Below are 22,654 nucleotides of genomic sequence, written 5' to 3'. Positions count from 1 at the left end.
GCGCATCTGCGACCCCATAACCATTGCATCAACAATACCTGAAACGGACCGATGGACTCTGACCCTTCTCTTCTCGATGGCGCCTTCTGGCTGACTACGGCCTCAATTCTGCTTCTGCTGGTACTCTCCGGCTTCTTCTCGGGGTCTGAAACAGCGCTGACGGCGTCTTCGCGGGGCAAACTGCGGGCGCAAGCCGACAAAGGTTCGCGCGGCGCGCAAAAGGCGCTGGAGATCACTGATGACAACGAACGTCTGATCGGCTCGGTTCTGCTGGGCAACAACCTGGTCAACATCCTTGCAGCCTCGCTGGCCACGGCGTTGTTCACCCGACTTTTCGGAGAAAGCGGCGTGGCACTGGCCACCTTGGTCATGACCCTGCTTGTTCTGGTCTTCGCCGAAGTTTTGCCTAAGACCTACGCGATTACCAATGCCGAAAAGGCCGCCGCGGCGGTCGCCCCGGTGATCGGTGTTGTCGTTACGGTGTTTTCGCCGGTGGTGGCTGCCGTTCGCCTGCTGGTGCGCGGTGTACTGCGCCTGTTCGGGGTTCAGATCGACCCCGACAGCAACATCCTTGCCGTACGCGAGGAGATCGCCGGCGCTCTGCAACTGGGCCATTCCGAGGGGGTCGTCGAAAAAGAGGACCGCGACCGCATCCTGGGCGCGCTTGACCTTGGCGACCGCACGGTCGAGGAAATCATGCTGCATCGCTCGAATATCGAGATGATCGACGCCGATGCCGACCCCGAAGCGATTTTGAAACAATGCCTCGAAAGCCGTCACACGCGCCTGCCGGTGTTCCGTGGCCAGCCCGAAAACATAGTGGGCGTCGTGCACGCCAAGGATCTGTTCCGTGCCATGTACGCAAAGGCGGGCGGTAGCGATGGCGGGGCGGAAAGACTGAAGTCATTTGACATCCTCAAGGTAGCAAATGACCCCTATTTCGTACCGGAGACCACCACGCTGGACGACCAGATGCGGGAATTCCTGCGCATGCACAGCCATTTTGCGCTGGTGGTAGATGAATACGGCTCGCTGCGCGGGTTGATCACGCTCGAGGACATCCTCGAAGAAATCGTCGGCGAGATTGCCGACGAATTCGACGTGGACGAAGATGTGACGGTTACGCGAACCGAAGATGGTCAGTATCTAGTCGAAGGCTCGATGACGATCCGCGACCTGAACCGTGCGATGGACTGGTCCTTGCCCGATGACGAGGCCAACACAATTGCCGGGCTGGTCATCCACGAGGCGCAGATGATCCCGACAGTCGGTCAGGTGTTCTCGTTCCACGGATTCCGGTTCGAGGTCGTCGAGCGCGAGGGCAACCGGATCACCTGGTTGAAGGTGCGGCCGCTCTGACGGACGGCGGGTGGAAACGACAAACTCGGTCGTTTTCGTGACAGATACCGGCGCGGCGCCCCTGCACCTTCAGGCCAGACGCAAGGAGGTGCGGATGAAATCGACGTGTCAGGTTGCCGTAATCGGCGGTGGAGTTGTCGGGTGTTCGGTGCTGTATCACCTGACTAAGCTGGGCTGGTCGGATGTGATGCTGCTGGAACGGTCGGAACTGACCAGCGGATCGACGTGGCACGCGGCGGGCGGGTTTCATACGCTGAACGGCGACACCAACATGGCGGCGCTGCAGGGCTATACCATCCGGCTGTACAAAGAGCTGGAAGAGATCACCGGCATGTCCTGCGGGCTGCACCATGTGGGCGGCATCACGCTGGCCGACAACCAGGACCGGTTCGACATGCTGCTGGCCGAACGCGCCAAGCATCGCTTCATGGGGCTGGAAACCGAAATCGTGGGCCCCGACGAGATCAAGAAGATCGCCCCCATCACCAACACCGACGGCATCATCGGCGCGCTCTATGATCCGCTGGACGGGCACCTTGATCCCTCGGGCACGACCCACGCCTATGCCAAGGCCGCACGGATGGGCGGGGCCACGATCGAGACCCACTGCATGGTGCGCGAGACCAACCAGCGCCCCGACGGCACGTGGGACGTTGTGACGGACAAGGGCACCATCCACGCCGAGCATATCGTCAACGCTGGCGGCCTCTGGGCACGCGAAGTTGGCGCGATGGCGGGCATCTACTTCCCGCTGCACCCGATGGAGCACCAATACCTCGTCACCGACACCATCCCCGAAATCGAGGCGATCATCGACGCGGGCAGCGAGCATCCGCACGTCATGGACCCGGCCGGCGAAAGTTATCTGAGGCAGGAAGGCCGCGGTCTCTGCATCGGCTTCTACGAACAACCCTGCAAACCCTGGGCCGTGGACGGCACGCCGTGGGAGTTCGGGCACGAGCTGCTGCCCGACGATTTCGACAAGATCACCGACTCGATCGAATTCGCCTATCGCCGCTTCCCGGTTCTGGCCGAGGCCGGGGTGAAATCGGTGATCCACGGCCCGTTCACCTTTGCCCCCGACGGCAACCCGCTGGTCGGGCCGGTGCCGGGCGTGCGCAACTACTGGTCGGCCTGCGGCGTGATGGCCGGGTTCAGCCAGGGGGGCGGCGTCGGCCTGACGCTGGCGCAATGGATGATCGAGGGCGAGCCCGAACGCGACGTCTTTGCCATGGACGTGGCCCGGTTCGGCGACTGGATCACCCCCGGCTATACCCGCCCCAAGGTGATCGAGAACTATCAGAAGCGTTTCTCGGTCTCCTACCCGAACGAGGAACTACCCGCTGCCCGCCCCAACCGCACCACGCCGATGTATGACATCTTCAGCGATCTGGGCGCGGTTTGGGGCCAGCAATACGGGCTCGAGGTCGCCAATTACTTCGCGCAGGATGGCGAGCCCGGCTATGAAACCCCCTCCTTCCGCCGCTCGGACGCCTTCGGGGCAACGGGCCGCGAGGTGCGGGCCGTGCGTGAGGGCGTCGGCATCAACGAGGTGCACAATTTCGGCAAATACCTGGTCACCGGTCCCCGCGCCCGCGACTGGCTGGATCGGATCATGGCGGGCCGCATCCCCGCTCCGGGCCGCCTGTCGCTGACGCCCATGCTGTCACCCAAGGGCAAGCTGATCGGGGATTTCACCGTGTCGTGCCTGGGTGAGGAAGAGTTCCAACTCACCGCCTCCTACGGCGCACAAAGCTTCCACATGCGCTGGTTCCGGCAGCATCAGGAAGACGGCGTAACCGTCGAGAATATCAGCGACAAACGCAACGGCTTCCAGATTTCAGGCCCTAAGGCCCGCGAGGTTCTGGCCGCCTGCACCCGCGCCGATATCAGCGACATGCGCTTCATGGACGTACGCCGAATGGTCGTCGGCATGACCGACTGCGTCGTGCAGCGGGTCAGCTATACCGGCGATCTGGGGTTCGAGATCTACTGCGATCCGATGGCACAACGCCAGCTCTGGTGGACCCTGTGGCAGGCCGGCCAGCCGCACGGTATCACCCCCTTCGGGATGCGCGCGATGATGAGCCTGCGGCTCGACAAGTTCTTCGGCTCGTGGATGCGCGAGTTCTCGCCCGACTACACGGCCGCGGAAACCGGGCTGGACCGCTTCATCTCGTTCTCCAAGAACGTCGATTTCATCGGGCGCGCTGTCGCCGAGGCCGAGCGGGCTGAAGGACCGGCCCGCAAGCTTGTGGCCTTTGAGGTCGAGGCCGAGGACGCAGATGTGAACGCCTACGAACCCATCTGGCATGACGGCGCAGTGGTTGGGTTTTGTACATCCGGCGGGTACTCGCATTTCGCACAGAAATCAGTTGCCATGGGCTTCCTGCCAACGGGACTGGCGGCCGACGGCTTGGCGGTCGAAATTGAAATCCTGGGCCAGATGCGCAAGGCGCGCGTACTGACCAGTCCACTATTTGACCCTGACGGTGCGCGTATGCGGGGGTGACAGCCGTTCCGGTTGGCGGCAAGGTGGCCGGCATGGAGGATATCCCTGTCATCTTGCTGGCCGCCGGTAGCTCTCGCCGTATGGGCGGAGTGGACAAACTGATGCAAATTGTCGACGGTCAACCACTGATCCGGCGCTCGGCCGAAAACGCACGAGCTGTCGGGCCGGTCATCGTCGCCCTGCCGCCGGCGCCTCACCCGCGATACACCGCCCTGAGCGGGATGGACTTGGAGGTCGTTTCAGTTCCCGATGCGGATGAAGGCATGAATGCCAGTTTGCGCAGGGCCGTCGCGCAGCTGCCGGTATCAGCCCGGGCAGCGATGATCCTGCTGGCCGATCTTCCAGAGCTGACATCAGACGACCTGCGCGCGGTCCTCCGGTCGGTCACCGAACATCCTGACAAGCTGATCTGGCGCGGAGCGTCCTCGGACGGCGTACCAGGGCATCCTGTGATCTTCGACCGAAGTCTCTTTGCTGATCTGGCGCATTTGACCGGAGATGGCGGCGCACAAGCCATCGTACGCGCGCATCTGGACCAGGTGCACCTACAGCCTTTGCCGGGTCAGAACGCTATTCTGGATCTGGATACGCCCCAAGCGTGGGCCGAATGGCGTAAAAAGAAAAGATCCCAAAAGTAACGCGGCCCGGTCGAGAACGACCGGGCCGGTTGCCCAAAACAGGACTACCACTTTCACCAATCCCGAAAACGCGGCCCGGATGTCGTCAAGACATCAGACCAATGTGCTGCCGAACCGAAACAAGACCCCCTCGTTAACATGCCGCTCAGCGCTTCCGGTGACTGAGATCTGCCTTCAAGCACCCCCTTGATGCTGTCAGGCCCCCCTTTCACTTGGGCACGTTCATCGTCACCGATAAGTTCAGTGCAAACAACGTAAAATTGGTTGAATCGGTTAATTTTGCCGGATTCGTGATGGTATTTCCGCAACAACGCGCGTCACGGAAATCTACCCAAGGTTGTTCGCTCGCTTTGCCATTGCTGACCCACGACAAGAAATTTTTAGCGCTAAACGATCAAAATGACATTTTTGCAAAGACCTATTAGACAAATACCGCCTTCTGAAAGGGCGGTGGCGCAACCTGTGAGTGTCCGTGAAAATTCGGTCAAAAACCGCCGCTGGACTGTTAACAAATTTGATTCAATTCAATGCTTTTACGAGTTTGACCCTCATTTCGGCAACAATCCACCGATTCGACCGGCAACTCCCACGGCCGATTCCCGGGATTGCGAGCGCTACCAGACGCCTGCAATGTGGCAAAATTAAGATTTATTAATTGATCAGTCAGAAAACGCAAAGACTGACGGCTCATGTTCCCTGCAAAGCGCACATCAACAAGCGCCGAACCAAGGAGACCTAGTCAACATGAGCATCCGCAAATCCCCCCTTATTCTCCCTCGTACCTCAGGGCTGTTTGGCGCCACCGCGCTGAGCGCGGCGTTGCTGGCCGCGACCGCTATTCCGTCGCAGGCCGACGAAGCCCTGGCGGATCTGGTCGAGACCGTTTCACCGTCCGTGGTAACCGTCATTGCTTCGATCGACGCGGCCCCGTCGCCAGCGAGCGGCCAGGAGTTTGACTTCGAAGGCCAGCCTTTTGGTGAGTTCTTCAAACGTTTCGGGATTCCCGAAGGCTTTGACGCCCCGCGCCGTGGCCCCAGTCAGGGCTTGGGGTCCGGGTTCGTACTGGATGAAGATGGTTATATCATCACCAACCACCACGTCGTCGACAAAGCCAGCAAGATCACCGTGCGCCTGAGCGATGATCGCTCGTACGAGGCTGAAGTCGTGGGGACCGATCCCCTGACCGATATCGCGCTGCTCAAGATCGAGGCGGATGAGGCGCTTCAGCCGGTCCCGCTGGGGGATAGCGACGACATCCGCGTGGGCGAAGACGTGGTCGCCATCGGCAACCCCTTCGGCCTGAGCTCGACCGTCACGACCGGCATCGTTTCCGCCAAGGGACGCAATATCTCGGAAGGCCCCTACGCTGAATTCATTCAGACCGATGCGGCCATCAACAAAGGCAACTCGGGCGGTCCCCTGTTCAACATGGACGGTGAAGTCGTCGGGGTGAACTCGGCAATCTATTCGCCCAGTGGCGGTTCGGTCGGACTGGGCTTTGCCGTGACTTCGAACATCGTCGAGCACATCGCTGCGGACCTGCGTGACGATGGCCAGGTCAGCCGTGGCTGGCTGGGTGTCTCGATCCAGAACATCAGCCCCGAGCTGGCCGCAGCGATGGGTGTCGATGGCACTGTCGGCGCACTGGTGTCCGAGGTTCTGCCGGACAGCCCCGCTCAGGGCGTGCTGCAACAGGGCGACGTAATCATCGCCTTCAATGGCGAACAGGTCGACTCGAGCAGTGAACTGCCGGTCCTTGTTGGCACCACAGCCGTCGGAACCGACAGCAAGGTCACCGTCCTGCGCAATGGCAAGGAAGAAACCCTGAACGTCACGCTCGGGCAGCATTCGGCCCAGATGGCGGCAAACGCGGAACCGACCGATGACGCGGTGGCGGGCAAGACGCTGGGTGTCACCGTAGCACCGCTGTCCGAAGCGACTCGTGCGCAGATCGGAGTTCCCGAGAACGTGCACGGCGTGGTCGTCACTTCGCTCAAGCCGGACAGCCCGGCGGCCAAGGCCGGTCTGCGGCAGGGCGACGTGATCGTGAAGCTGGGCAACCAGGATGTGGAAACACCCGAAGCGCTCAAATCCGCGCTCGAAGATCAGAAAACCGATCCGGCGCTGATGCTGATCAACCGCGGCGGCAATCAGATCTTCGTCGCCGTCGAGATCGCCTGACCTGCGTCCCGCGCGCACCGCATGATGGGGATATCCGGTGCGCGCATCTCCTGGCGGACACGATTTGTCCACGTGCTGTCGGGATTGCCGGGTGCGGATTTCGCACCCGGCAGTTTTTTTACCTGTCCATACGTGATTATATCCTGAGTGAAAGGAAATCCGACCATGAGCAGACGTCTGTTGATCGTTGAGGATGATGAAGACACGCGGGACTTCATCGCCAAGGGATTTGGCGAGGAAGGTTATGTCGTCGAATGCGCCGAGGATGGCCGCGAAGGTTTGTACCACGCGACCGACGGCGGATTTGACGCGGTCGTTCTGGACAGGATGCTGCCCGGGCTGGATGGTCTGGCCCTGATCAAGTCAATGCGCGCCGCCGGGGTCAAGACGCCGGTTCTGATGCTGACAGCCATGAGCGCCGTGGACGAGCGGGTGAAAGGGCTGCATGCGGGTGCCGACGACTATCTGGTCAAACCCTTCTCATTTCAGGAACTTCATGCCCGGATCGAAGCCCTGTTGCGCCGACCTCAGGAATCCGAGGAAACCCCGACTCTCAAGTGCCGCGACCTTGAAATGGATCTGTTGACCCGAAAGGTCACGCGCAACGGTCGCGAGATCACCCTGACGCCCAGAGAGTTCCAGATTCTGGAATTCTTCCTTCGCCGGAAAAACCGGGTGGTGTCGAGGACGATGCTTCTCGAAGGTGTCTGGGACTATCATTTCGACCCGAATACAAACGTCGTCGACGTTCACATCTCCAAACTGCGTCGGCAATTGGATGAAGGTGGTGAACCACCACTGATCGAAACCGTGCGCGGGGCCGGTTACATGGTTTCTGATGGTTAAGTCGCCCTTGTCGTTCAAGGACTCCAGGACACGGTTGGTGCTGGCCAGCATGGTGCTCAGCACATTGCTGACCGCGGCCGTATTGTTGCTGGTCTATATCACCGCCAACCGGACGATCGAAGGCGAAACCCGATCTGTCGTGTCCGCCGAACTGACCGGGCTGGCGGACGAGTACGAACGCCTGGGGCTGGTCGGCCTGATGGTGGCCATCGAACGCCGGCTTCCGACCGCGTCCGAGCGTGATGCGCTTTATCTGTTGGCTGACCGCTCGGGGAAAACCTTGGCCGGCAACCTCAAGCGATGGCCCGAAGGCATCGCCGCTGGCAGTGGGTGGGTGGATCTGGAACTGCGCAGAACCGAGACGGATCAGCTGGTCCCGATCTCCGCCGCGTCGATCCTGCTGCCCGGCGGCGAACGGCTGCTGGTGGGCCGCGACGCCCTCGCCCGTCAGCAGTTCGACCGGGTGCTGTTTCATTCGGTGGCGCTGGCCCTGGGCGCGGCTCTTGCGCTGAGCATTCTGACCGGTTGGCTTTTGACCCGTCTGGTGTTTTCGCGGCTGAAGGATATCGCCGACACCGCAGAAACCATCGTGTCCGGCGACCTGTCCCAACGAATGCCACAGCGTGGGACCGGCGACGAATTCGACCAGATGGCAGGCACATTGAACAACATGCTGGACCGGATCGAAGAGTTGGTCAGCAACTTGCGCACCACGTCGAACTCGATCGCGCATGATCTGCGGTCACCTCTGTCCCGGTTGAAGCAGCGGGTGGTCGCCTTGGCCGAGCCGGGCAAAAGCGACTTGGATCGCGAAGTCGACATCGCCCGGGCAACGGCCGAAATCGATCACGTGTTGCGGGTTCTCGGGCAACTGACCGAGATCTCACGCGCCGAGGCCGGGCTGGGGCGGGAGCAGTTTGAACCTGTGGATCTTGAGCGCTTGGTCAACGATGCCGTGGAGTTGTACGAACCGGTCGCGGCCGACAAGGATGTGCGCCTCGAGGTCACGGGTCGGGCAGCTCCGATCATGGGGCACCGCCCTTTGCTGTCGCAGGCCCTGTCGAACCTTCTGGAAAACGCCATGCGCTATGCCCCTCAAGGAACTGCAATTTCCATCGAACTACGCGAAGACGGCCCGTTTGCCCTGCTGAGTGTCCGCGACCGCGGCCCGGGCGTGCCGGCCGAGATGCTGTCGCAGCTTCAACTGCCTTTCGTCACACTCGATCCCGCGCGGTCGGACAGAAACTCAGGCCTCGGACTGGCTCTGGTGGCGGCCATCACCCGCATGCATGGCGGGGACTTCAGTGCCCAGAATGCGGATCCCGGGCTGAAGGCAGTTCTGAAGCTGGCGCAAAAACCTTAGGTTAGCGCCTCACGTTTTTTGCCGATCAAAGGGACGCAGGCAAGGAAGCGTATCCGCGGAACCGCATACGTCCACCTCTGACACGTTCATCGGACAGTTGGAAATCTGGGAACCGTGTCACGAACCGCGACAGGGCAACCCGCCCTTCAAGGCGCGCAAGTGTAAGGCCTGCGCAGACGTGCGGCCCGCCGGCAAAGGCGAGGTGACGGTTCGGTTTGCGCGAAATGTCGAACCGGCCCGGGTCTGGGAACACGGCCGGATCCCTGTTTGCAGCGCCGATACACAGATGAAGGTTGGTGCCCTTGGCAATCGAACGCCCGTCAATCACGACGTCAGCCGTCGTTTCCCGGTTGCCGAACTGGTTGGGTGAACGGAACCGCAAAACCTCTTCGACCGCCGAATTGATCAGGCTTGGATCATCCATAAGCCGCTGACGCTGCTCCGGGTGGTCATGCAGCAGGGCCAACCCGTTTCCGATCAGGTTCGTCGTGGTTTCATGACCGGCATTCAGAATGAAGATGCAATTCTGAAGCAACTCGATTTCACTCAACTTTTCGTCGGCCCCTTCACCGCGGATCAACCGGGTCAGGACGTCGGTTTCGGGGTCGCCGGGCGCGGCCCTGCGCCGGGCCACCAGATCGGTCAGATACTCCTTGAAGTCCCGAACGGCCGCATGGCCGTCCTCGAGTAGCTTGGCGCTCAATGCCGGTTCGAGCGCCCCAAGAATGGCCAGGGACCAGTCGCGCAGCGGTTCGCGCTCGTCCACCGGTACGTCCAGAAGGTTTCCGATGATCTGGATCGGGATGGTGGCGGCATAGTCTTCGATCAGATCCACTTGTCGCTTGTCGTCCAGGCGATCCAGCAAACGATCGACGGTCTGGATCAAACCGGGCTCCATGCGGGCGATGGCGCGCGGGGTCAGGGCCGAAGTCATGATTTTGCGAACCCGCGTGTGCAAGGGTGGATCCGAGAACACAAGCGAGGTGGTGTGATGCTCGAACAATGGTGATCCCGGACCGAACTTTGGTCCGAACACGGCCTTTTTGTCGGACGAGTACAAGGTCGTGTCCCGATAGATCCGGTCCAGATCAGCGTGCCGCGACAATAGAACCGAGCCATCGGGCTGCGCCAGAACCGGCGCCGAAGACAGCAGCGCATCATAAAACGGGAAGGGATTGTCGATGAAGCCCTCAGGCGGGTTCATCAGGTCCAGATTGCTAATGTCGCTTGTCAATTCCTTCCCCCTTCTGCACCGACCCGCCGCTCAATGCCTAGCGCAACGGAATTCGTCGTACAACGTTCCGGCGGGCAGTGACAGCACGCCCCGGCAAGGCTAAGAAAGAAACATGCCCGAACCTGTGTCTTCCATCCGCAATCTTGGGCCTGCTTTCGAACAGGCCTGTGCCCGTGCGGGCATCCACTCGGCCGAAGAGTTGCGCGAGCTTGGTGCCGATGCGGCTTATGCCCGGCTGATACAGGCCGGAACCCGGCCCCATTTCATCGGCTATTACGTGTTGGTCATGGGCTTGCAAGGCCGCCCCTGGAACGATTGCAAGGGCGAAGAAAAGAAAGCCCTGCGCGCAAGGTTCGATGCTTTGAAATCGTCAACGAACCGGGCTCCGGCGTCCCGGATCATCGCGGATCTGGATGCCATCGGTGTACGGGTCGGCCCTGACGATCTGAAATCCGTCTGACCAACAAAAAACCGCGCCCGAAATCGGACGCGGCAATCTCGACAGGTATCGTGGTGCGGCTTAGCCGACCAGTTCGATGCCCGAGAAGAAATATGCGATCTCAACCGCTGCGGTTTCCGGCGCGTCCGAGCCGTGAACCGAGTTCTCACCGACCGACTCGGCGAACTCGGCGCGGATGGTGCCCGGTGCTGCATCGGCGGGGTTGGTTGCGCCCATGACTTCACGGTTCTTGGCGATGGCGTTTTCGCCTTCTAGAACCTGAACGACAACCGGTGCCGACGACATGAACTCGCACAGTTCGTCATAGAACGGACGCTCGGCATGAACTTCGTAGAATTTGCCGGCCTGTTCCTTGGTCATGTGGATGCGCTTCTGCGCGACGATGCGCAGGCCGGCTTCCTCGAACTTGGCGTTGATCTTGCCGGTCAGGTTGCGGCGGGTTGCATCGGGCTTGATGATCGAAAAAGTGCGTTCCAGTGCCATATCGGGCCTCTCCTTGGTCTGACGGCGCGGGCTGGGCCGCGCGAAATTCATCGCGCGCCGCCTAACACGGTATTTCGCCCGTGAAAAGTGGAATGATGGCGCGATCGCGCCTTTGGGCGTCAGATTGCGTCGGGAAGCGGGTCCCGTGCATCCACCCAACGGACATACAGAACGGCCAAAAGGCCCAGAAAGCTGCTGCCTGCCATCATCGACAGCACCAGATACGGGCCGTTTTCGGGGCTGACCGCAGCTCCGGTGATCGAAGTGATGACCGCACCGAGCGCGACGATCAGAGCGCCCGACAGGCCCGCCGCGCTGCCGGCCAGTTGCGGTCGAACCGACATGACGCCCGCAGACGCGTTGGCGTTCGTCAAACCGTTTCCAAAACCAACAAATATGGCTGATCCAAAAAACACCCAGACCGACCCCATCCCCCCTAAAAACAGCAACAGCCCGCAGAACGGCCCGACCGAGGCGATGATGCGCCCGGCCAGAATCATCGTCGTCAGCCGAGTACGCGCGGCGATCCGACCGGTCACGAAATTGCCGACCATGAAACCGCCGGTGATGATCCCGATCCCCAGGCCCAGTGTCGCGGGGCTCAGATCGAACCAGGCGGCGGCCACCAGGGGCGCTCCGGTGATGAAACTGTAGAATCCCCCGATCGAGAATGCCGCGCACAACGCGTAGCCCCAGAACCGCCGGGCACGGAACAGGTGCGGGTATTCGCGCATCTGCGCGGCAAAAGTGGCGGACCGGTTGTGGTTGGTCTCGCCCATATCCGCCCAGAGCAGCGTCAGCAGCGCCGCCCCTACAACCGTGTAAAACACGAACCCGGCCCGCCACCCGAACAGCATGTCCAAAGTGCCACCCAGCATCGGGCCCAGCATCGGCGCCAAAGCCATTGCCATGGCGACATATCCCAGCTTGCTTGCGGCCTCGTTGGGCGGAAACTGGTCGCGGATCGACGCGGCAGACAGCACCGAGCCCCCGACCACGGCGGCCTGCATCAGACGGAACCCCAGAAAGGTCCAGATCGACTCCGCCAGAACACAGCCAAGTGACGCCGCCACAAAGACCGCCATGCAGGTCAAAAGAACCGGCCTGCGCCCGAACCGGTCGGACATTGGCCCAAGGATCAGTTGCAGTACGGCGGACACGGCCAGATAGGCTGCGATCGACAGGTTCACCAGCGCATAATCCGCCCGAAAATCGACCGCCATGTTCGCAAGGGACGGAAGGAACATGTTCAACGACAGCACGGACAGACCGGTCGCAAGGACAAGGGTCACCAAAGAGGGTGGAGTTTGTGCGGCCCGCATCTCAACATCCGAATTTCGTTCATCTGCAAAAGCGCTAGCACAGCGCATGTGGTTTGCACATGGCTTGCGTCTGGCGGTGCCAGTATCGCTCTGCTAAGAGCTGCCCATGCTACGGATCGAGAACATCACCTATTCGGTCGAAGGCCGCCCTCTGTTCGAGGGCGCCAGCGCCACCATTCCCGAAGGCCACAAGGTGGGTCTGGTCGGCCGCAACGGTACCGGCAAGACCACTCTGTTCCGCCTGATCCGGGGCGAGCTGGCGCTGGAATCGGGCAGCATCACCCTGCCCCGACGCGCGCGGATCGGCGGTGTGTCACAAGAGGTGCCCTCGTCAAACGTGTCGCTGATCGACACGGTCCTGGCCGCCGACACCGAGCGCAGCGCCCTGATGGCCGAGGCGCAGCAGGCCACAGACCCCGACCGGATTGCCGAGATTCAGACCCGGCTGGCCGATATCGACGCCTGGTCGGCCGAAGCCCGAGCGGCTACGATCCTCAAGGGGCTGGGCTTTGACGATGCCGATCAGCAGCGGCCCTGCTCCGATTTCTCGGGCGGCTGGCGGATGCGGGTCGCTCTGGCGGCGGTTCTTTTCTCACAGCCCGACCTGCTGCTGCTGGACGAACCGACCAACTATCTGGACCTTGAAGGCGCGCTGTGGCTGGAAAGCTATCTGGCGAAATATCCGCATACGGTCATCGTCATCAGCCACGACCGGGGCCTGCTGAACCGGGCGGTCGGCTCGATCCTGCATCTGGAAGACCGCCAGCTGACCTATTACGCGGTGCCCTACGACAAGTTCGCCGAACGCCGCGCCGAACGTCTGGCTCAGGCCGAGGCCGAAAACGCCAAGGCCAAGGCCCGCATCGCCCATCTGCAAAGCTTCGTTGACCGGTTCCGCTACAAGGCGTCCAAGGCCGTTCAGGCACAATCGCGGCTGAAGATGATCGAACGGATCCAGTTGATCTCGACCCCGCAGGAGGCCGCCTTGCGCGCCTTCTCGTTCCCCGAGCCCGAGGAACTGTCGCCGCCGATCATTCAGATTGAGGGCGGCGTCACCGGCTATGGCGACACCGAGGTGCTGCGCCGGCTGAACCTGCGCATTGATCAGGACGACCGGATCGCGCTGTTGGGGAAGAACGGTCAGGGAAAATCGACACTGTCCAAGCTGCTGTCGGACCGGTTGCCCCTGATGGCTGGCAAGATGACTCGCAGCAGCAAGCTGCGCATCGGGTATTTCGCCCAGCATCAAGTGGACGAGCTGTATGTGGACGAAACACCGCTGGATCACCTGCGGCGCCTGCGCCCGACCGAGACCCCGGCCCAGCTGCGCGCGCGTCTGGCCGGTTTCGGGTTGGGCGCGGATCAGGCCGAAACCGAGGTGGGCCGGCTTTCAGGCGGCCAGAAAGCGCGCCTGTCGCTGCTGATCGCGACGATCGACGCGCCGCACATGCTGATCCTCGACGAGCCGACCAATCATCTGGACATCGAAAGCCGCGAGGCCCTGGTCGAGGCGCTGACTGCCTATTCCGGTGCTGTGGTTCTGGTCAGCCACGACATGCACCTGCTGGGGCTGGTGGCCGATCGGCTGTGGTTGGTCTCGGACGGCACGGTCAAACCCTTTGACGGCGACCTGGAAGCCTATCGCCAGATGCTGCTGGCGCGCGACAAACCACCGGCCCGGGAAAAACCGGCCGCCAAACCCAAACGCGCCTCTCGCGATACCATTCTCGCGCTACGGGCCGACCTGCGGAAATGCGAGGAACGGCTGGAGAAATTGACGGACATGCACGAAAAGCTCTCGGCCAAATTGTCCGACCCGGCTTTGTACGAAGATGACCGGATCGCTGATCTGGAAACCTGGAACCGAAAATTCGCCGAGGTGGTCGAGGCCATGTCCCGCGCCGAGGCGCTGTGGGTCGCCGCCGCCGAGCGGCTGGAAAGCGCAGAGGCCGCCGCATGATCGAAATGGCATTCTTCATAACCGCGTTCACAACCCTGTTCGTTGTGATCGATCCCTTTGGCACCGCACCGATCTTCGTCGCGCTGACACAAGGAATGGACCCGGCCACCCGTCGCCGCGTCGCCTACCGCACGTGCCTGACCGCTTCGGGCATCCTTATCGCCTTCGCCGCTTTCGGAGAGGCGGTTCTCGGCTTTGTCGGCATCTCGATGGAGGCTTTCAAGGTCGCTGGCGGCGCATTGCTGTTTCTGACCGCGCTCGACATGCTGTTCGAGCGGCGCAACAAGCGGCGCGAGGACCGAGCGGAAGAAGAAGAGCACCCTGACCCCTCGGTCTTTCCGCTGGCCATTCCGCTGGTGGCCGGGCCCGGATCGATCGCAACGATCATCCTTCTGGCCGGTGAGCACCCCGGCATTCAGGGCATCGCTGCCGCTGTCGGCGTGATGCTTGCCGTGATGGCGGTTGTATTGCTGTTCTTCTTGTCCAGCGGCCTGATCGCGCGCATTCTGGGCAAGACCGGCCTGACCGTGCTGACCCGCCTTCTGGGCATGTTGCTGGCCGCGCTGTCGGTTCAGTTCATTCTTGACGGGCTCAAGGCCTTTGGGTTCGCGTCCTGAAACCCCATATTGACCTTATGAAAGAAGGTTTCGGGTGCCCGCATGGATGGTAGCGATTTTGGACGGTTGGCCTATCTGGTTCTGCTGGGAGCCGCACTGCTGATGTGGTTCTTCACTCACAATCGGCAGTCGTTGGGGAAGACCCTGCAGATGGCTATGGCCTGGGTCTTCATCTTCATCGGGATCATTGCCGTTGTCGGCCTTTGGGGCGACATCCGCTCGACCGTTGGCGTATCTCCGCAGATGTCCGTGACCGGAGATGTGATCGAAGTACCCCGCTCGTTCGACGGGCACTACTACTTGCCGATGCTGGTGAATGGCAAACCGGTGACATTCCTGGTGGATACCGGGGCCAGCCAGATCGTGCTGAGCCCGCAGGACGCGGAGCGCGTCGGATTCGATACCGGTCAGCTGACCTTTCACGGGCGTGCCTCGACCGCAAATGGGGTGGTCCAGACTGCGCCTGTGCGCCTCGACAGCCTGGCTTTGGGGCCCATCACAGACCGAAATGTTCCGGCATGGATCAACGGAGGGGATCTGGACCAGTCCCTACTGGGCATGGATTACCTGCACCGTTTTTCCAACATCCAGTTTTCTGATGGCCGGATGATCCTGTCGCGCTGAACGGCGGCTTTCGGGATTGAGAACAAAACCCGAACATGCTAGCATTCGGCCATGTCCACGCATCTTCTTGGCCGCAAACCGGCGCGCGCGGCGCCGGGGCTGACCCTGCATGATGAGATTTCGCTGCAACTGGCCCGCGTGCACGAGGCCTGCGGCCCCGCGCGGCGCAGCTTTGCCATGTGGCTGGCCGGTCAGGCGCAGGGGCCGGTTCTGTGGATCTCGCCCGCGTGGGAGGCCGATCAGCTGAACCCCGACGGCATGATGCCCTTTGCCGATCCCGCCCGTTTCCTGTTCGTCCGTCCCACCCGGGCCGAGGACCTGCTGTGGTGCATCGAAGAGGCGCTGCGCAGCGGGGCGGTGCCGCTGGTGATCGGCGATCTGCCGGGGGCACCGGGTCTGACGCCGGTGCGCCGGATGCATCTGGCCGCCGAACAGGGAGGCACGATGGGTCAGGCCCCGCTGGGGCTGCTGCTGACCCCCGGCGACGGCGGCGCGCAGGGGATCGAGACACGCTGGCACATGGCCCCGGCGCACACGGGCCAGACCCGCCGCTGGACCCTAACCCGCCGCCGCGCCCGCGCCCTGCCCCCGGTCAGCTGGCACGCCACCCAGACCGCGCCGCGCGCCGGGCTGCACCTGCAACGGATCGGCGCCGAGGAAACCTGCGCCTGACCGACCGGGCATGGATCACGCAAGTTGTGACTGGTCAAACCGCATCCCGCCCCCTAGCGTGCCGGAATGACCCACCCGATCCACGACAGCCGCTATTCCTGGCTTCGCCTTCTGGTCACGCTGGCCATCGCGGCGGTTGCCAATGTGGGCATGTGGGCGGTGATCGTGGTGATGCCCGCGATCGAGACCCAGTTCGGCGCCAGCCGGGCCGAAGCCTCGATGCCCTACACGCTGGCCATGATCGGATTTGCGCTTGGCAACATGTGGCTGGGTCAGGTGGTGGACCGGCTGGGCGTAACCAAGGCGCTGATCGGTGCCGCAGGCCTCAGCGCGCTCAGCTATCTGCTGGCGACATGGGCGCCGACGATCACGATGCTGTCGGTGGCGCATCTGCTGCTGGGCTTGGGCACCGCCGTCGGGTTCGGCCCGCTGATCGCCGACATCTCGCACTGGTTCCTGCGCCGACGCGGGATCGCCGTGGCGCTGGTGGCCAGCGGAAACTATCTGTCCGGAGCGATCTGGCCCACGCTCCTGTCCGGTATCCTTGCCCGCGACGGGTGGCAGCAGGTCTATCTGACATTGGCGGTCATCACCCTGATCGTGGTTATCCCGCTGTCGCTGCTGCTGCGCCGGCAGGTCCCAGCCGAGGCGCATGGCACCGCCGCAGCCGCCGCGCAGATCAACGCGCGCAGCGTCGGCCTGTCGCCGCGGACCCTGCAATATGTGCTGGGCCTCGCCGGAATCGGCTGCTGCGTCGCCATGTCGATGCCGCAGGTCCACATCGTCTCCTACTGCGTAGGGTTGGGCTATGGCCCGGCGGTCGGGGCCGAGATGCTGTCGCTCATGCTGATGGGCGGTGTCGTCAGCCGGATCATCTCGGGGCTGGTCGCAGACAAGCTGGGCGGCGTTCACACGTTGCTGATCGGGTCGATCCTGCAATGCATCGCCCTGTTCCTGTTCCTGCCTTATGACGGAATGGTGTCGCTCTATGTCATCAGCCTGTTGTTCGGACTGGCGCAGGGCGGCATCGTGCCCAGCTATGCGCTGGTCGTCCGAGAATACATGCCCCCACAAGAAGCCGGCGCGCGCGTCGGTTTCGTCATGATGATGACGATCATGGGCATGGCGCTGGGTGGTTGGATGTCCGGCTGGATCTATGACGTGACCGGGCAGTATGAACTGGCCTTCGTGAACGGGATCCTGTGGAACGGGCTGAACATCGCCATTATTGCGACACTGCTGATGCGCTCGCGGCCGCGCCAGGGGCGGGTTCCGGCATGAGCCGCCTGACCCGCCGAACTCTGGTACTGGCGGGGCTGGCATCGCTGCCCTTGGTGCGGCACGCCGTGGCCGCACCGGTTCCGTATATACTTGAAACACAAGGGACATTGATCGAATTCACATTCGGTCTGGCTGGCTCGGCCCAGACCGGCACCATGCCGATCCAGACCGCTGATGTTCTGGTGGACACGAAAAACCTGCGCAACAGCATGGTCGACGTCGTCCTGAACGTCGCCGAGGCGCGCACGAAACTGCCGTTTGCACGCGGCCCGATGCTAAGCCGATCCGTGTTGGATGCCGCGCGGTTTCCATCTATCCACTTCGTCTCGACGGCCGTCAGCCTTGGCCCCGGCGGACGCATTTCCGACGGAGCGACCGTCACCGGCGATTTGACGGTGCGCGACGTGACACGTCCGATCACTCTCGATGCCGCGCTTTATCGCCCGCCGGGTTCCGCAAAGGACGATCTGGACCGGCTGTTCATCCATTTGACCGGCGCGTTGAACCGGAACGATTTCGGCGCCACCGGCTATGCGGACCTGGTCGACGAAACTGTGGGATTGAACATACGAACCGAAATTCGCAGAAAACCCTGAAACTGGCGGAAAACGACACCACAAAGTCGAATAGCCGCGCGCATCGTCATGCGCCATTCGGACATCTACTGGACCCATGCGTACCATCATCTCATTCGCCGCCCTTTTTCTTTCGGTCATTCTATTGCAGCTTTCCACGGGCGGCGTGGGTCCACTGGACGCGATATCCGGCCTGACGCTGGGGTTTTCGACCGAACAGATCGGCCTTTTGGGCTCGGCTCACTTCTTGGGCTTTTTCGCGGGATGCTGGTGGGCGCCAAGGTTGATGGGATCCATCGGGCACTCGCGCGCCTTTGCGGTCTGCACGGCTCTGGGCGCGATGGGTCTGATTGGCCACACGCTGACCGAAAACCCCTATGCCTGGGCCGCGCTGCGCATTGCCTCGGGCACCTGCGTGGCGGGTTGTTATACGGTTATCGAGGCCTGGCTGAACGCCAAAGTCACCAACGAAACCCGCGGCCGCGCCATGGGCACATATCGGTTGGCCGATATGGGAGCCTCGCTCAGCGCGCAGTTGATCATCGCCGTTCTGCCGCCTGCCTCTTATGTCTCTTACAACCTGCTGGCCATCCTGTGCTGTGCTTCGTTGCTGCCGCTGACCCTGACGCGCGCCAGCCAGCCTGAAACCCCGGACGCACCGCGTTTGCGGCCCAAGCTGGCCTGGCATTGCTCGCCCTTGGCGGTGGCTGGAGTGATCGTCTCGGCCATCAGCTCTGCTTCGTTCCGGATGGTTGGTCCCGTCTACGGACAAGAGGTTGGGCTGGGCGTCGATCAGATCGCGTTCTTTCTGGCCGCCTTTGTTCTGGGCGGCGCGCTGGCGCAGTATCCGGTCGGGTGGCTGGCCGACAAATACGACCGCCGCTGGGTGCTGATCTGGATGTCGATTGCCGCTGTTATCAGTTGCAGCATCACCATGGCCGCCAGCGGCACGGGCACTGTGGGCGTTATGCTGGCCGCCGGATTGTTCGGAATAACGACCTTTCCGATATTCTCGATCTCATCCGCGCATGCCAACGACTTCGCCACCACCGAGCAGCGGGTGGAACTGTCGGCGGCGCTGATGTTCTGGTATGCGCTGGGGGCTATCGCCTCGCCCTATGTTTCCTCGACGCTGATCGAGCAATTCGGCCCCGGCGCGCTGTTTGCCTTCGTGGCATTGGGCCACGCGGTCCTGATCATCTTTGGACTGGCCCGGATGCGCTCGCGCCCGACGCCCGAGGAACGCACCAACTACGTCTACGCGCCGCGCACGTCCTTCACCATCGGCCGCCTGCTGAAACGCTCGCGCGAAGGGCGATAGCATTCTGGGGCTGGGATTTCCCGATCCGGTTTGATAGAGCGCGCGCAGACAGTTAGGCGGAAACCAAACATGGCTCGGATTCTCATTACCTCGGCAATTCCCTACATCAACGGGATCAAGCACCTTGGCAACCTGATCGGCTCGCAGCTGCCGGCGGATCTGTTCGCGCGCTACCAGCGCGGCCGCGGAAACGAGGTCATGTTCTTGTGTGCCACCGACGAACACGGCACCCCGGCCGAACTGGCCGCCGCCAAGGCGGGCAAGCCGGTGGCCGAATACTGCGCCGAGATGCACGAGGTGCAGGCCGACATCGCCAAACGCTTTGGCCTCAGCTTCGATCACTTCGGCCGGTCGTCCAGCCCGCAGAACCACAAGCTGACCCAGCATTTCGCCGGCAAGCTGGCCGAGGCCGGGCTGATCCGCGAAGTGACCGAAAAGCAGGTCTATTCCAACGCCGACGGCCGTTTCCTACCCGACCGCTACATCGAAGGCACCTGCCCCAACTGCGGCTACGAAAAGGCGCGCGGCGACCAGTGCGAAAACTGCACCAAGCAGCTGGATCCGACCGACCTGATCGACCCGCGCAGCGCGATTTCCGGCTCGACCGACCTTGAGGTGCGCGAGACCAAGCACCTGTATCTGCGCCAGTCGGCGATGAAGGATCAGCTGGACGCCTGGATCGACGGCAAGACTGACTGGCCGGTGCTGACCACCTCGATCGCCAAGAAATGGCTGCATGACGGCGACGGCCTGCAGGACCGCGGCATCACCCGTGACCTGGACTGGGGCATCCCGGTCAAGAAGGGCGACGAGGACTGGCCCGGCATGGAGGGCAAGGTCTTCTACGTCTGGTTCGACGCGCCGATCGAATACATCGCCTGCGCCAAGGAATGGGCCGACGCCCACGGCAAGTCGGATGCGGAATGGGAACGCTGGTGGCGCACCGACAAGGGCGCCGACGACGTGCGTTACGTGCAGTTCATGGGCAAGGACAACGTGCCGTTCCACACCCTGTCCTTCCCGGCCACCATCCTCGGCTCGGGTGAGCCGTGGAAGCTGGTCGATCACCTGAAGTCGTTCAACTATCTGAACTATGACGGCGGACAGTTCTCGACCAGCCAGGGCCGCGGCGTCTTCATGGACCAGGCGCTGGACATCCTGCCCGCCGACTACTGGCGCTGGTGGCTGCTGAGCCATGCGCCCGAAAGCAGCGACAGCGAATTCACCTGGGAGAACTTCCAGCAATCGGTCAACAAGGACCTGGCGGACGTGTTGGGCAATTTCGTCAGCCGGATCACCAAGTTCTGCCGCTCGAAATTCGGTGAAGAGGTTCCGTCCGGTGGCGAATACGGTGAACGCGAACAGGCGCTGAGCGAGGAACTGACCAAGCGCATTCGCGCCTACGAGGCGCACATGGAGGCGATGGAGGTCCGCAAATCGGCGCAGGAACTGCGTGCGATCTGGGTTGCGGGCAACGAATACCTGCAGGCCGCTGCGCCTTGGTCCACCTTCAAAGAAGACCCGGAACAGGCCGCCGCGCAGGTGCGGCTGGGCCTGAACCTGATCCGGCTTTATGCAGTACTCAGCGCGCCGTTCATCCCTGAAACTTCGGCCAGAATGCTGAGCGCGATGAACACGCTCGATACCAGCTGGCCCGAGGACGTGGAGGCCGCGCTGAGCGCCCTGCCCGCCGGACACGCGTTCACGGTGCCGGACGTTCTGTTCGCCAAGATCACCGACGAACAGCGCGAAGATTGGCAAACACGCTTTGCCGGAGTGCGGAGCTGAGTACAGCAAGGGGGCCGGCGGTCCCCTTTTTTTCAGCCAACTGACCCGACCGATCCGATGAAATCGTCGGACGAAATTGGTTCGACGGCCGAGACATCCCCGGACAGGGTTCGAGCGTTTAAAATTCAAATACTTGAGAATTTTCAACAATGCCTCCATCCTGACTTGGAGTTTAGTCGACTCGGGCTTCAGGAACGGTCCGGCTCGACCCAAATCCCGGTTTGAATGAGGCACTCGCAATGACCGTTGAAAAGACGCTTACCCACACGACCAGCAATCGAACGCTCTCGCGTCTCGGCCTTTGCGCGACACTGCTGGCATGCCTTGCGTTTACACCGGTCGCATTTGCCCAGGATCAGTCGGATGCACCGCCGCCCAAGGTTTCGATTGCGGCCGCATACACACAGGAAATCACCGAGGAGGCTGTTTTCATCGGGCGGGCCGAAGCCACGGACAACGTGGACATCATCGCACGGGTCAGCGGTTTCCTGGAAAGCCGGAATGTCGAAGAAGGCTCGTTGGTCAACGAGGGTGATCTGCTGTTTACCATTGAGCCCGACCTGTACCAGGCCACGCTGGACGCCCGAAAAGCGGATCTTGATCGGGCCGAAGCCAATCTGGAACTGGCCAAGGTCGACTTGGCCCGCAAGGAAGAACTGTACAGGCGCGACGCAACGCCGGAATCCGAGCGCGACATTGCCCGCGCGAACGAGTTGGTCGCCGAAGCCGAAGTCAAAGCGGCCAACGCAGCCATTCAACAGGCGCAGCTTGATCTGGACTACACGCAGATCCACGCGCCGTTTTCCGGCCGGATCGGTCGGATCAGCACCAGCGTCGGCGACGTGGTCGGCCCCAACACGGAACCGCTGGTCAACCTGATCAGCGAAGCGCCGATCTACGTGAATTTCTCGTTGAATGAAAAGCAGTTCACCTCCGTTCTTCAGACCGTTGGTGAGACCGCCTCCACCCTTGCTGAAAGCAACAAGAGCCCGGTTGTCCGGCTTACGCTGCCCAATGGTACCGAGCTGGAAGAAACCGGCAAGATCGTGTTCGTGGACAACCGGATCGACCCGTTGACCGGCGCGATCACCCTGCGCGCCGAGTTTGCAAACGACAAACGTCTGATCGTGGATGGCGCCTTTCTGAACGTTCACATTGAAGCGCTTGAACCCACACTTGAAGTGCTGATCCCTCAAGCTGCCCTGCAGCGAGATCAACGCGGAGAGTTTGTGCTGGTCGTCAACGACAAGCAGATGGTCGAACAGCGCTACATCACGACCGGCGACACGGTCGGTTCTGCCGTGATCGTCAAGGAAGGTCTGCGCGAGGGCGAAAGCGTCATCGTGGAAGGGCTGCAAAGGGTGCGCCCGGGTGTTGCCGTTGACGCCGTTGTCGCCTCTGAACAGCCGGGAGAATAA

The 22,654-nt window shown here is 62.1% G+C and carries 19 protein-coding genes; 16 read left to right on the top strand and 3 right to left on the bottom strand.

Annotation, left to right across the window (positions count from 1 at the left end):
- Nucleotides 1–51 precede the first annotated feature (51 nt).
- From ACR0EF_RS04535 to ACR0EF_RS04510, 6 genes are all read left to right on the top strand, one after another.
- A complete protein-coding gene (locus ACR0EF_RS04535) occupies nt 52–1,359 on the top strand; it encodes an HlyC/CorC family transporter (RefSeq protein WP_170371196.1) in 1,308 nt (435 codons plus the stop codon).
- A gap of 94 nt (nt 1,360–1,453) precedes the next feature.
- Complete coding sequence (locus ACR0EF_RS04530) at nt 1,454–3,871, top strand: GcvT family protein (protein WP_170371197.1); 2,418 nt, start codon at nt 1,454–1,456, stop codon at nt 3,869–3,871.
- Complete coding sequence (locus ACR0EF_RS04525) at nt 3,868–4,509, top strand: nucleotidyltransferase family protein (protein ID WP_367646388.1); 642 nt, start codon at nt 3,868–3,870, stop codon at nt 4,507–4,509. The genes ACR0EF_RS04530 and ACR0EF_RS04525 overlap by 4 nt, the downstream gene beginning before the upstream one ends.
- 744 nt (nt 4,510–5,253) lie before the next feature.
- The gene (locus tag ACR0EF_RS04520) at nt 5,254–6,690 is read left to right on the top strand and encodes a DegQ family serine endoprotease (protein ID WP_170371198.1); all 1,437 of its coding nucleotides are present in this window, start codon (nt 5,254–5,256) and stop codon (nt 6,688–6,690) included.
- Between the two features lie 165 nt (nt 6,691–6,855).
- Complete coding sequence (locus ACR0EF_RS04515) at nt 6,856–7,536, top strand: response regulator transcription factor (protein ID WP_093961855.1); 681 nt, start codon at nt 6,856–6,858, stop codon at nt 7,534–7,536.
- Nucleotides 7,529–8,899 (top strand): sensor histidine kinase, encoded by a 1,371-nt coding sequence (locus ACR0EF_RS04510; protein ID WP_170371199.1) that lies wholly within the window; start codon nt 7,529–7,531, stop codon nt 8,897–8,899. Before ACR0EF_RS04515 ends, ACR0EF_RS04510 begins: the two co-directional genes overlap by 8 nt.
- 25 nt (nt 8,900–8,924) lie before the next feature.
- Here ACR0EF_RS04510 and ACR0EF_RS04505 read toward each other — a convergent pair whose 3' ends face one another.
- On the bottom strand, nt 8,925–10,103 hold the full coding sequence (locus tag ACR0EF_RS04505; protein WP_170371599.1) for a cytochrome P450: 1,179 nt from the start codon (nt 10,101–10,103) through the stop codon (nt 8,925–8,927).
- Nucleotides 10,104–10,245: 142 nt separating this feature from the next.
- Between ACR0EF_RS04505 and ACR0EF_RS04500 the strand changes: the two genes are divergently transcribed.
- A complete protein-coding gene (locus ACR0EF_RS04500; RefSeq protein WP_093961853.1) occupies nt 10,246–10,593 on the top strand; it encodes a TfoX/Sxy family protein in 348 nt (115 codons plus the stop codon).
- Between the two features lie 60 nt (nt 10,594–10,653).
- On the opposite strand, the gene ndk is transcribed toward ACR0EF_RS04500, so the two are convergent.
- Both ndk and ACR0EF_RS04490 read right to left on the bottom strand, forming a co-directional pair.
- On the bottom strand, nt 10,654–11,076 hold the full coding sequence (gene ndk / locus ACR0EF_RS04495; RefSeq protein ID WP_027237357.1) for a nucleoside-diphosphate kinase: 423 nt from the start codon (nt 11,074–11,076) through the stop codon (nt 10,654–10,656).
- Nucleotides 11,077–11,195: 119 nt separating this feature from the next.
- Entirely contained in the window at nt 11,196–12,398 is a 1,203-nt protein-coding gene (locus tag ACR0EF_RS04490) for a multidrug effflux MFS transporter (protein WP_170371200.1), read from the bottom strand.
- 106 nt (nt 12,399–12,504) lie between these two features.
- On the opposite strand from ACR0EF_RS04490, the gene ACR0EF_RS04485 reads away from it, so the two are divergent.
- From ACR0EF_RS04485 to ACR0EF_RS04445, 9 genes are all read left to right on the top strand, one after another.
- Complete coding sequence (locus ACR0EF_RS04485) at nt 12,505–14,358, top strand: ABC-F family ATP-binding cassette domain-containing protein (RefSeq protein ID WP_170371201.1); 1,854 nt, start codon at nt 12,505–12,507, stop codon at nt 14,356–14,358.
- A complete protein-coding gene (locus ACR0EF_RS04480) occupies nt 14,355–14,975 on the top strand; it encodes a MarC family protein (RefSeq protein ID WP_093961850.1) in 621 nt (206 codons plus the stop codon). Before ACR0EF_RS04485 ends, ACR0EF_RS04480 begins: the two co-directional genes overlap by 4 nt.
- Before the next feature lie 42 nt (nt 14,976–15,017).
- A complete protein-coding gene (locus tag ACR0EF_RS04475) occupies nt 15,018–15,599 on the top strand; it encodes a retropepsin-like aspartic protease family protein (protein ID WP_170371202.1) in 582 nt (193 codons plus the stop codon).
- 51 nt (nt 15,600–15,650) lie between these two features.
- Complete coding sequence (locus tag ACR0EF_RS04470) at nt 15,651–16,271, top strand: ImuA family protein (protein ID WP_093961848.1); 621 nt, start codon at nt 15,651–15,653, stop codon at nt 16,269–16,271.
- A 66-nt stretch (nt 16,272–16,337) separates the two neighbouring features.
- The gene (locus ACR0EF_RS04465; RefSeq protein WP_170339548.1) at nt 16,338–17,552 is read left to right on the top strand and encodes an MFS transporter; all 1,215 of its coding nucleotides are present in this window, start codon (nt 16,338–16,340) and stop codon (nt 17,550–17,552) included.
- Complete coding sequence (locus ACR0EF_RS04460) at nt 17,549–18,148, top strand: YceI family protein (RefSeq protein WP_170338990.1); 600 nt, start codon at nt 17,549–17,551, stop codon at nt 18,146–18,148. Before ACR0EF_RS04465 ends, ACR0EF_RS04460 begins: the two co-directional genes overlap by 4 nt.
- Before the next feature lie 76 nt (nt 18,149–18,224).
- Nucleotides 18,225–19,448, top strand: a complete 1,224-nt coding sequence (locus ACR0EF_RS04455; protein WP_170339553.1) for an MFS transporter — start codon at nt 18,225–18,227, stop codon at nt 19,446–19,448.
- A 69-nt stretch (nt 19,449–19,517) separates the two neighbouring features.
- Nucleotides 19,518–21,236 carry a methionine--tRNA ligase gene (gene metG / locus ACR0EF_RS04450; RefSeq protein WP_170371203.1) on the top strand — a complete coding sequence of 573 codons (1,719 nt, stop codon included), beginning with the start codon at nt 19,518–19,520 and terminating at the stop codon, nt 21,234–21,236.
- Between the two features lie 239 nt (nt 21,237–21,475).
- On the top strand, nt 21,476–22,654 hold the full coding sequence (locus ACR0EF_RS04445; RefSeq protein WP_170339557.1) for an efflux RND transporter periplasmic adaptor subunit: 1,179 nt from the start codon (nt 21,476–21,478) through the stop codon (nt 22,652–22,654).

The organism is Ruegeria sp. CG8 (assembly GCF_056537165.1).
The sequence above is the reverse complement of the archived record's forward strand: the minus strand, read 5'-3'. Positions and strand labels throughout refer to the sequence as shown.

Bases quoted from the DNA above. Each gene is read 5' to 3' on its own strand.
- ACR0EF_RS04535 (WP_170371196.1), top strand. From the start codon at position 52: ATGGACTCTGACCCTTCTCTTCTCGATGGCGCCTTCTGGCTGACTACG.
- ACR0EF_RS04530 (WP_170371197.1), top strand. From the start codon at position 1,454: ATGAAATCGACGTGTCAGGTTGCCGTAATCGGCGGTGGAGTTGTCGGG.
- ACR0EF_RS04520 (WP_170371198.1), top strand. From the start codon at position 5,254: ATGAGCATCCGCAAATCCCCCCTTATTCTCCCTCGTACCTCAGGGCTG.
- ACR0EF_RS04515 (WP_093961855.1), top strand. From the start codon at position 6,856: ATGAGCAGACGTCTGTTGATCGTTGAGGATGATGAAGACACGCGGGAC.
- ACR0EF_RS04510 (WP_170371199.1), top strand. From the start codon at position 7,529: ATGGTTAAGTCGCCCTTGTCGTTCAAGGACTCCAGGACACGGTTGGTG.
- ACR0EF_RS04505 (WP_170371599.1), bottom strand. From the start codon at position 10,103: ATGAACCCGCCTGAGGGCTTCATCGACAATCCCTTCCCGTTTTATGAT.
- ACR0EF_RS04500 (WP_093961853.1), top strand. From the start codon at position 10,246: ATGCCCGAACCTGTGTCTTCCATCCGCAATCTTGGGCCTGCTTTCGAA.
- ndk (WP_027237357.1), bottom strand. From the start codon at position 11,076: ATGGCACTGGAACGCACTTTTTCGATCATCAAGCCCGATGCAACCCGC.
- ACR0EF_RS04490 (WP_170371200.1), bottom strand. From the start codon at position 12,398: ATGCGGGCCGCACAAACTCCACCCTCTTTGGTGACCCTTGTCCTTGCG.
- ACR0EF_RS04485 (WP_170371201.1), top strand. From the start codon at position 12,505: ATGCTACGGATCGAGAACATCACCTATTCGGTCGAAGGCCGCCCTCTG.
- ACR0EF_RS04480 (WP_093961850.1), top strand. From the start codon at position 14,355: ATGATCGAAATGGCATTCTTCATAACCGCGTTCACAACCCTGTTCGTT.
- ACR0EF_RS04475 (WP_170371202.1), top strand. From the start codon at position 15,018: ATGGATGGTAGCGATTTTGGACGGTTGGCCTATCTGGTTCTGCTGGGA.
- ACR0EF_RS04470 (WP_093961848.1), top strand. From the start codon at position 15,651: ATGTCCACGCATCTTCTTGGCCGCAAACCGGCGCGCGCGGCGCCGGGG.
- ACR0EF_RS04465 (WP_170339548.1), top strand. From the start codon at position 16,338: ATGACCCACCCGATCCACGACAGCCGCTATTCCTGGCTTCGCCTTCTG.
- ACR0EF_RS04460 (WP_170338990.1), top strand. From the start codon at position 17,549: ATGAGCCGCCTGACCCGCCGAACTCTGGTACTGGCGGGGCTGGCATCG.
- ACR0EF_RS04455 (WP_170339553.1), top strand. From the start codon at position 18,225: ATGCGTACCATCATCTCATTCGCCGCCCTTTTTCTTTCGGTCATTCTA.
- metG (WP_170371203.1), top strand. From the start codon at position 19,518: ATGGCTCGGATTCTCATTACCTCGGCAATTCCCTACATCAACGGGATC.
- ACR0EF_RS04445 (WP_170339557.1), top strand. From the start codon at position 21,476: ATGACCGTTGAAAAGACGCTTACCCACACGACCAGCAATCGAACGCTC.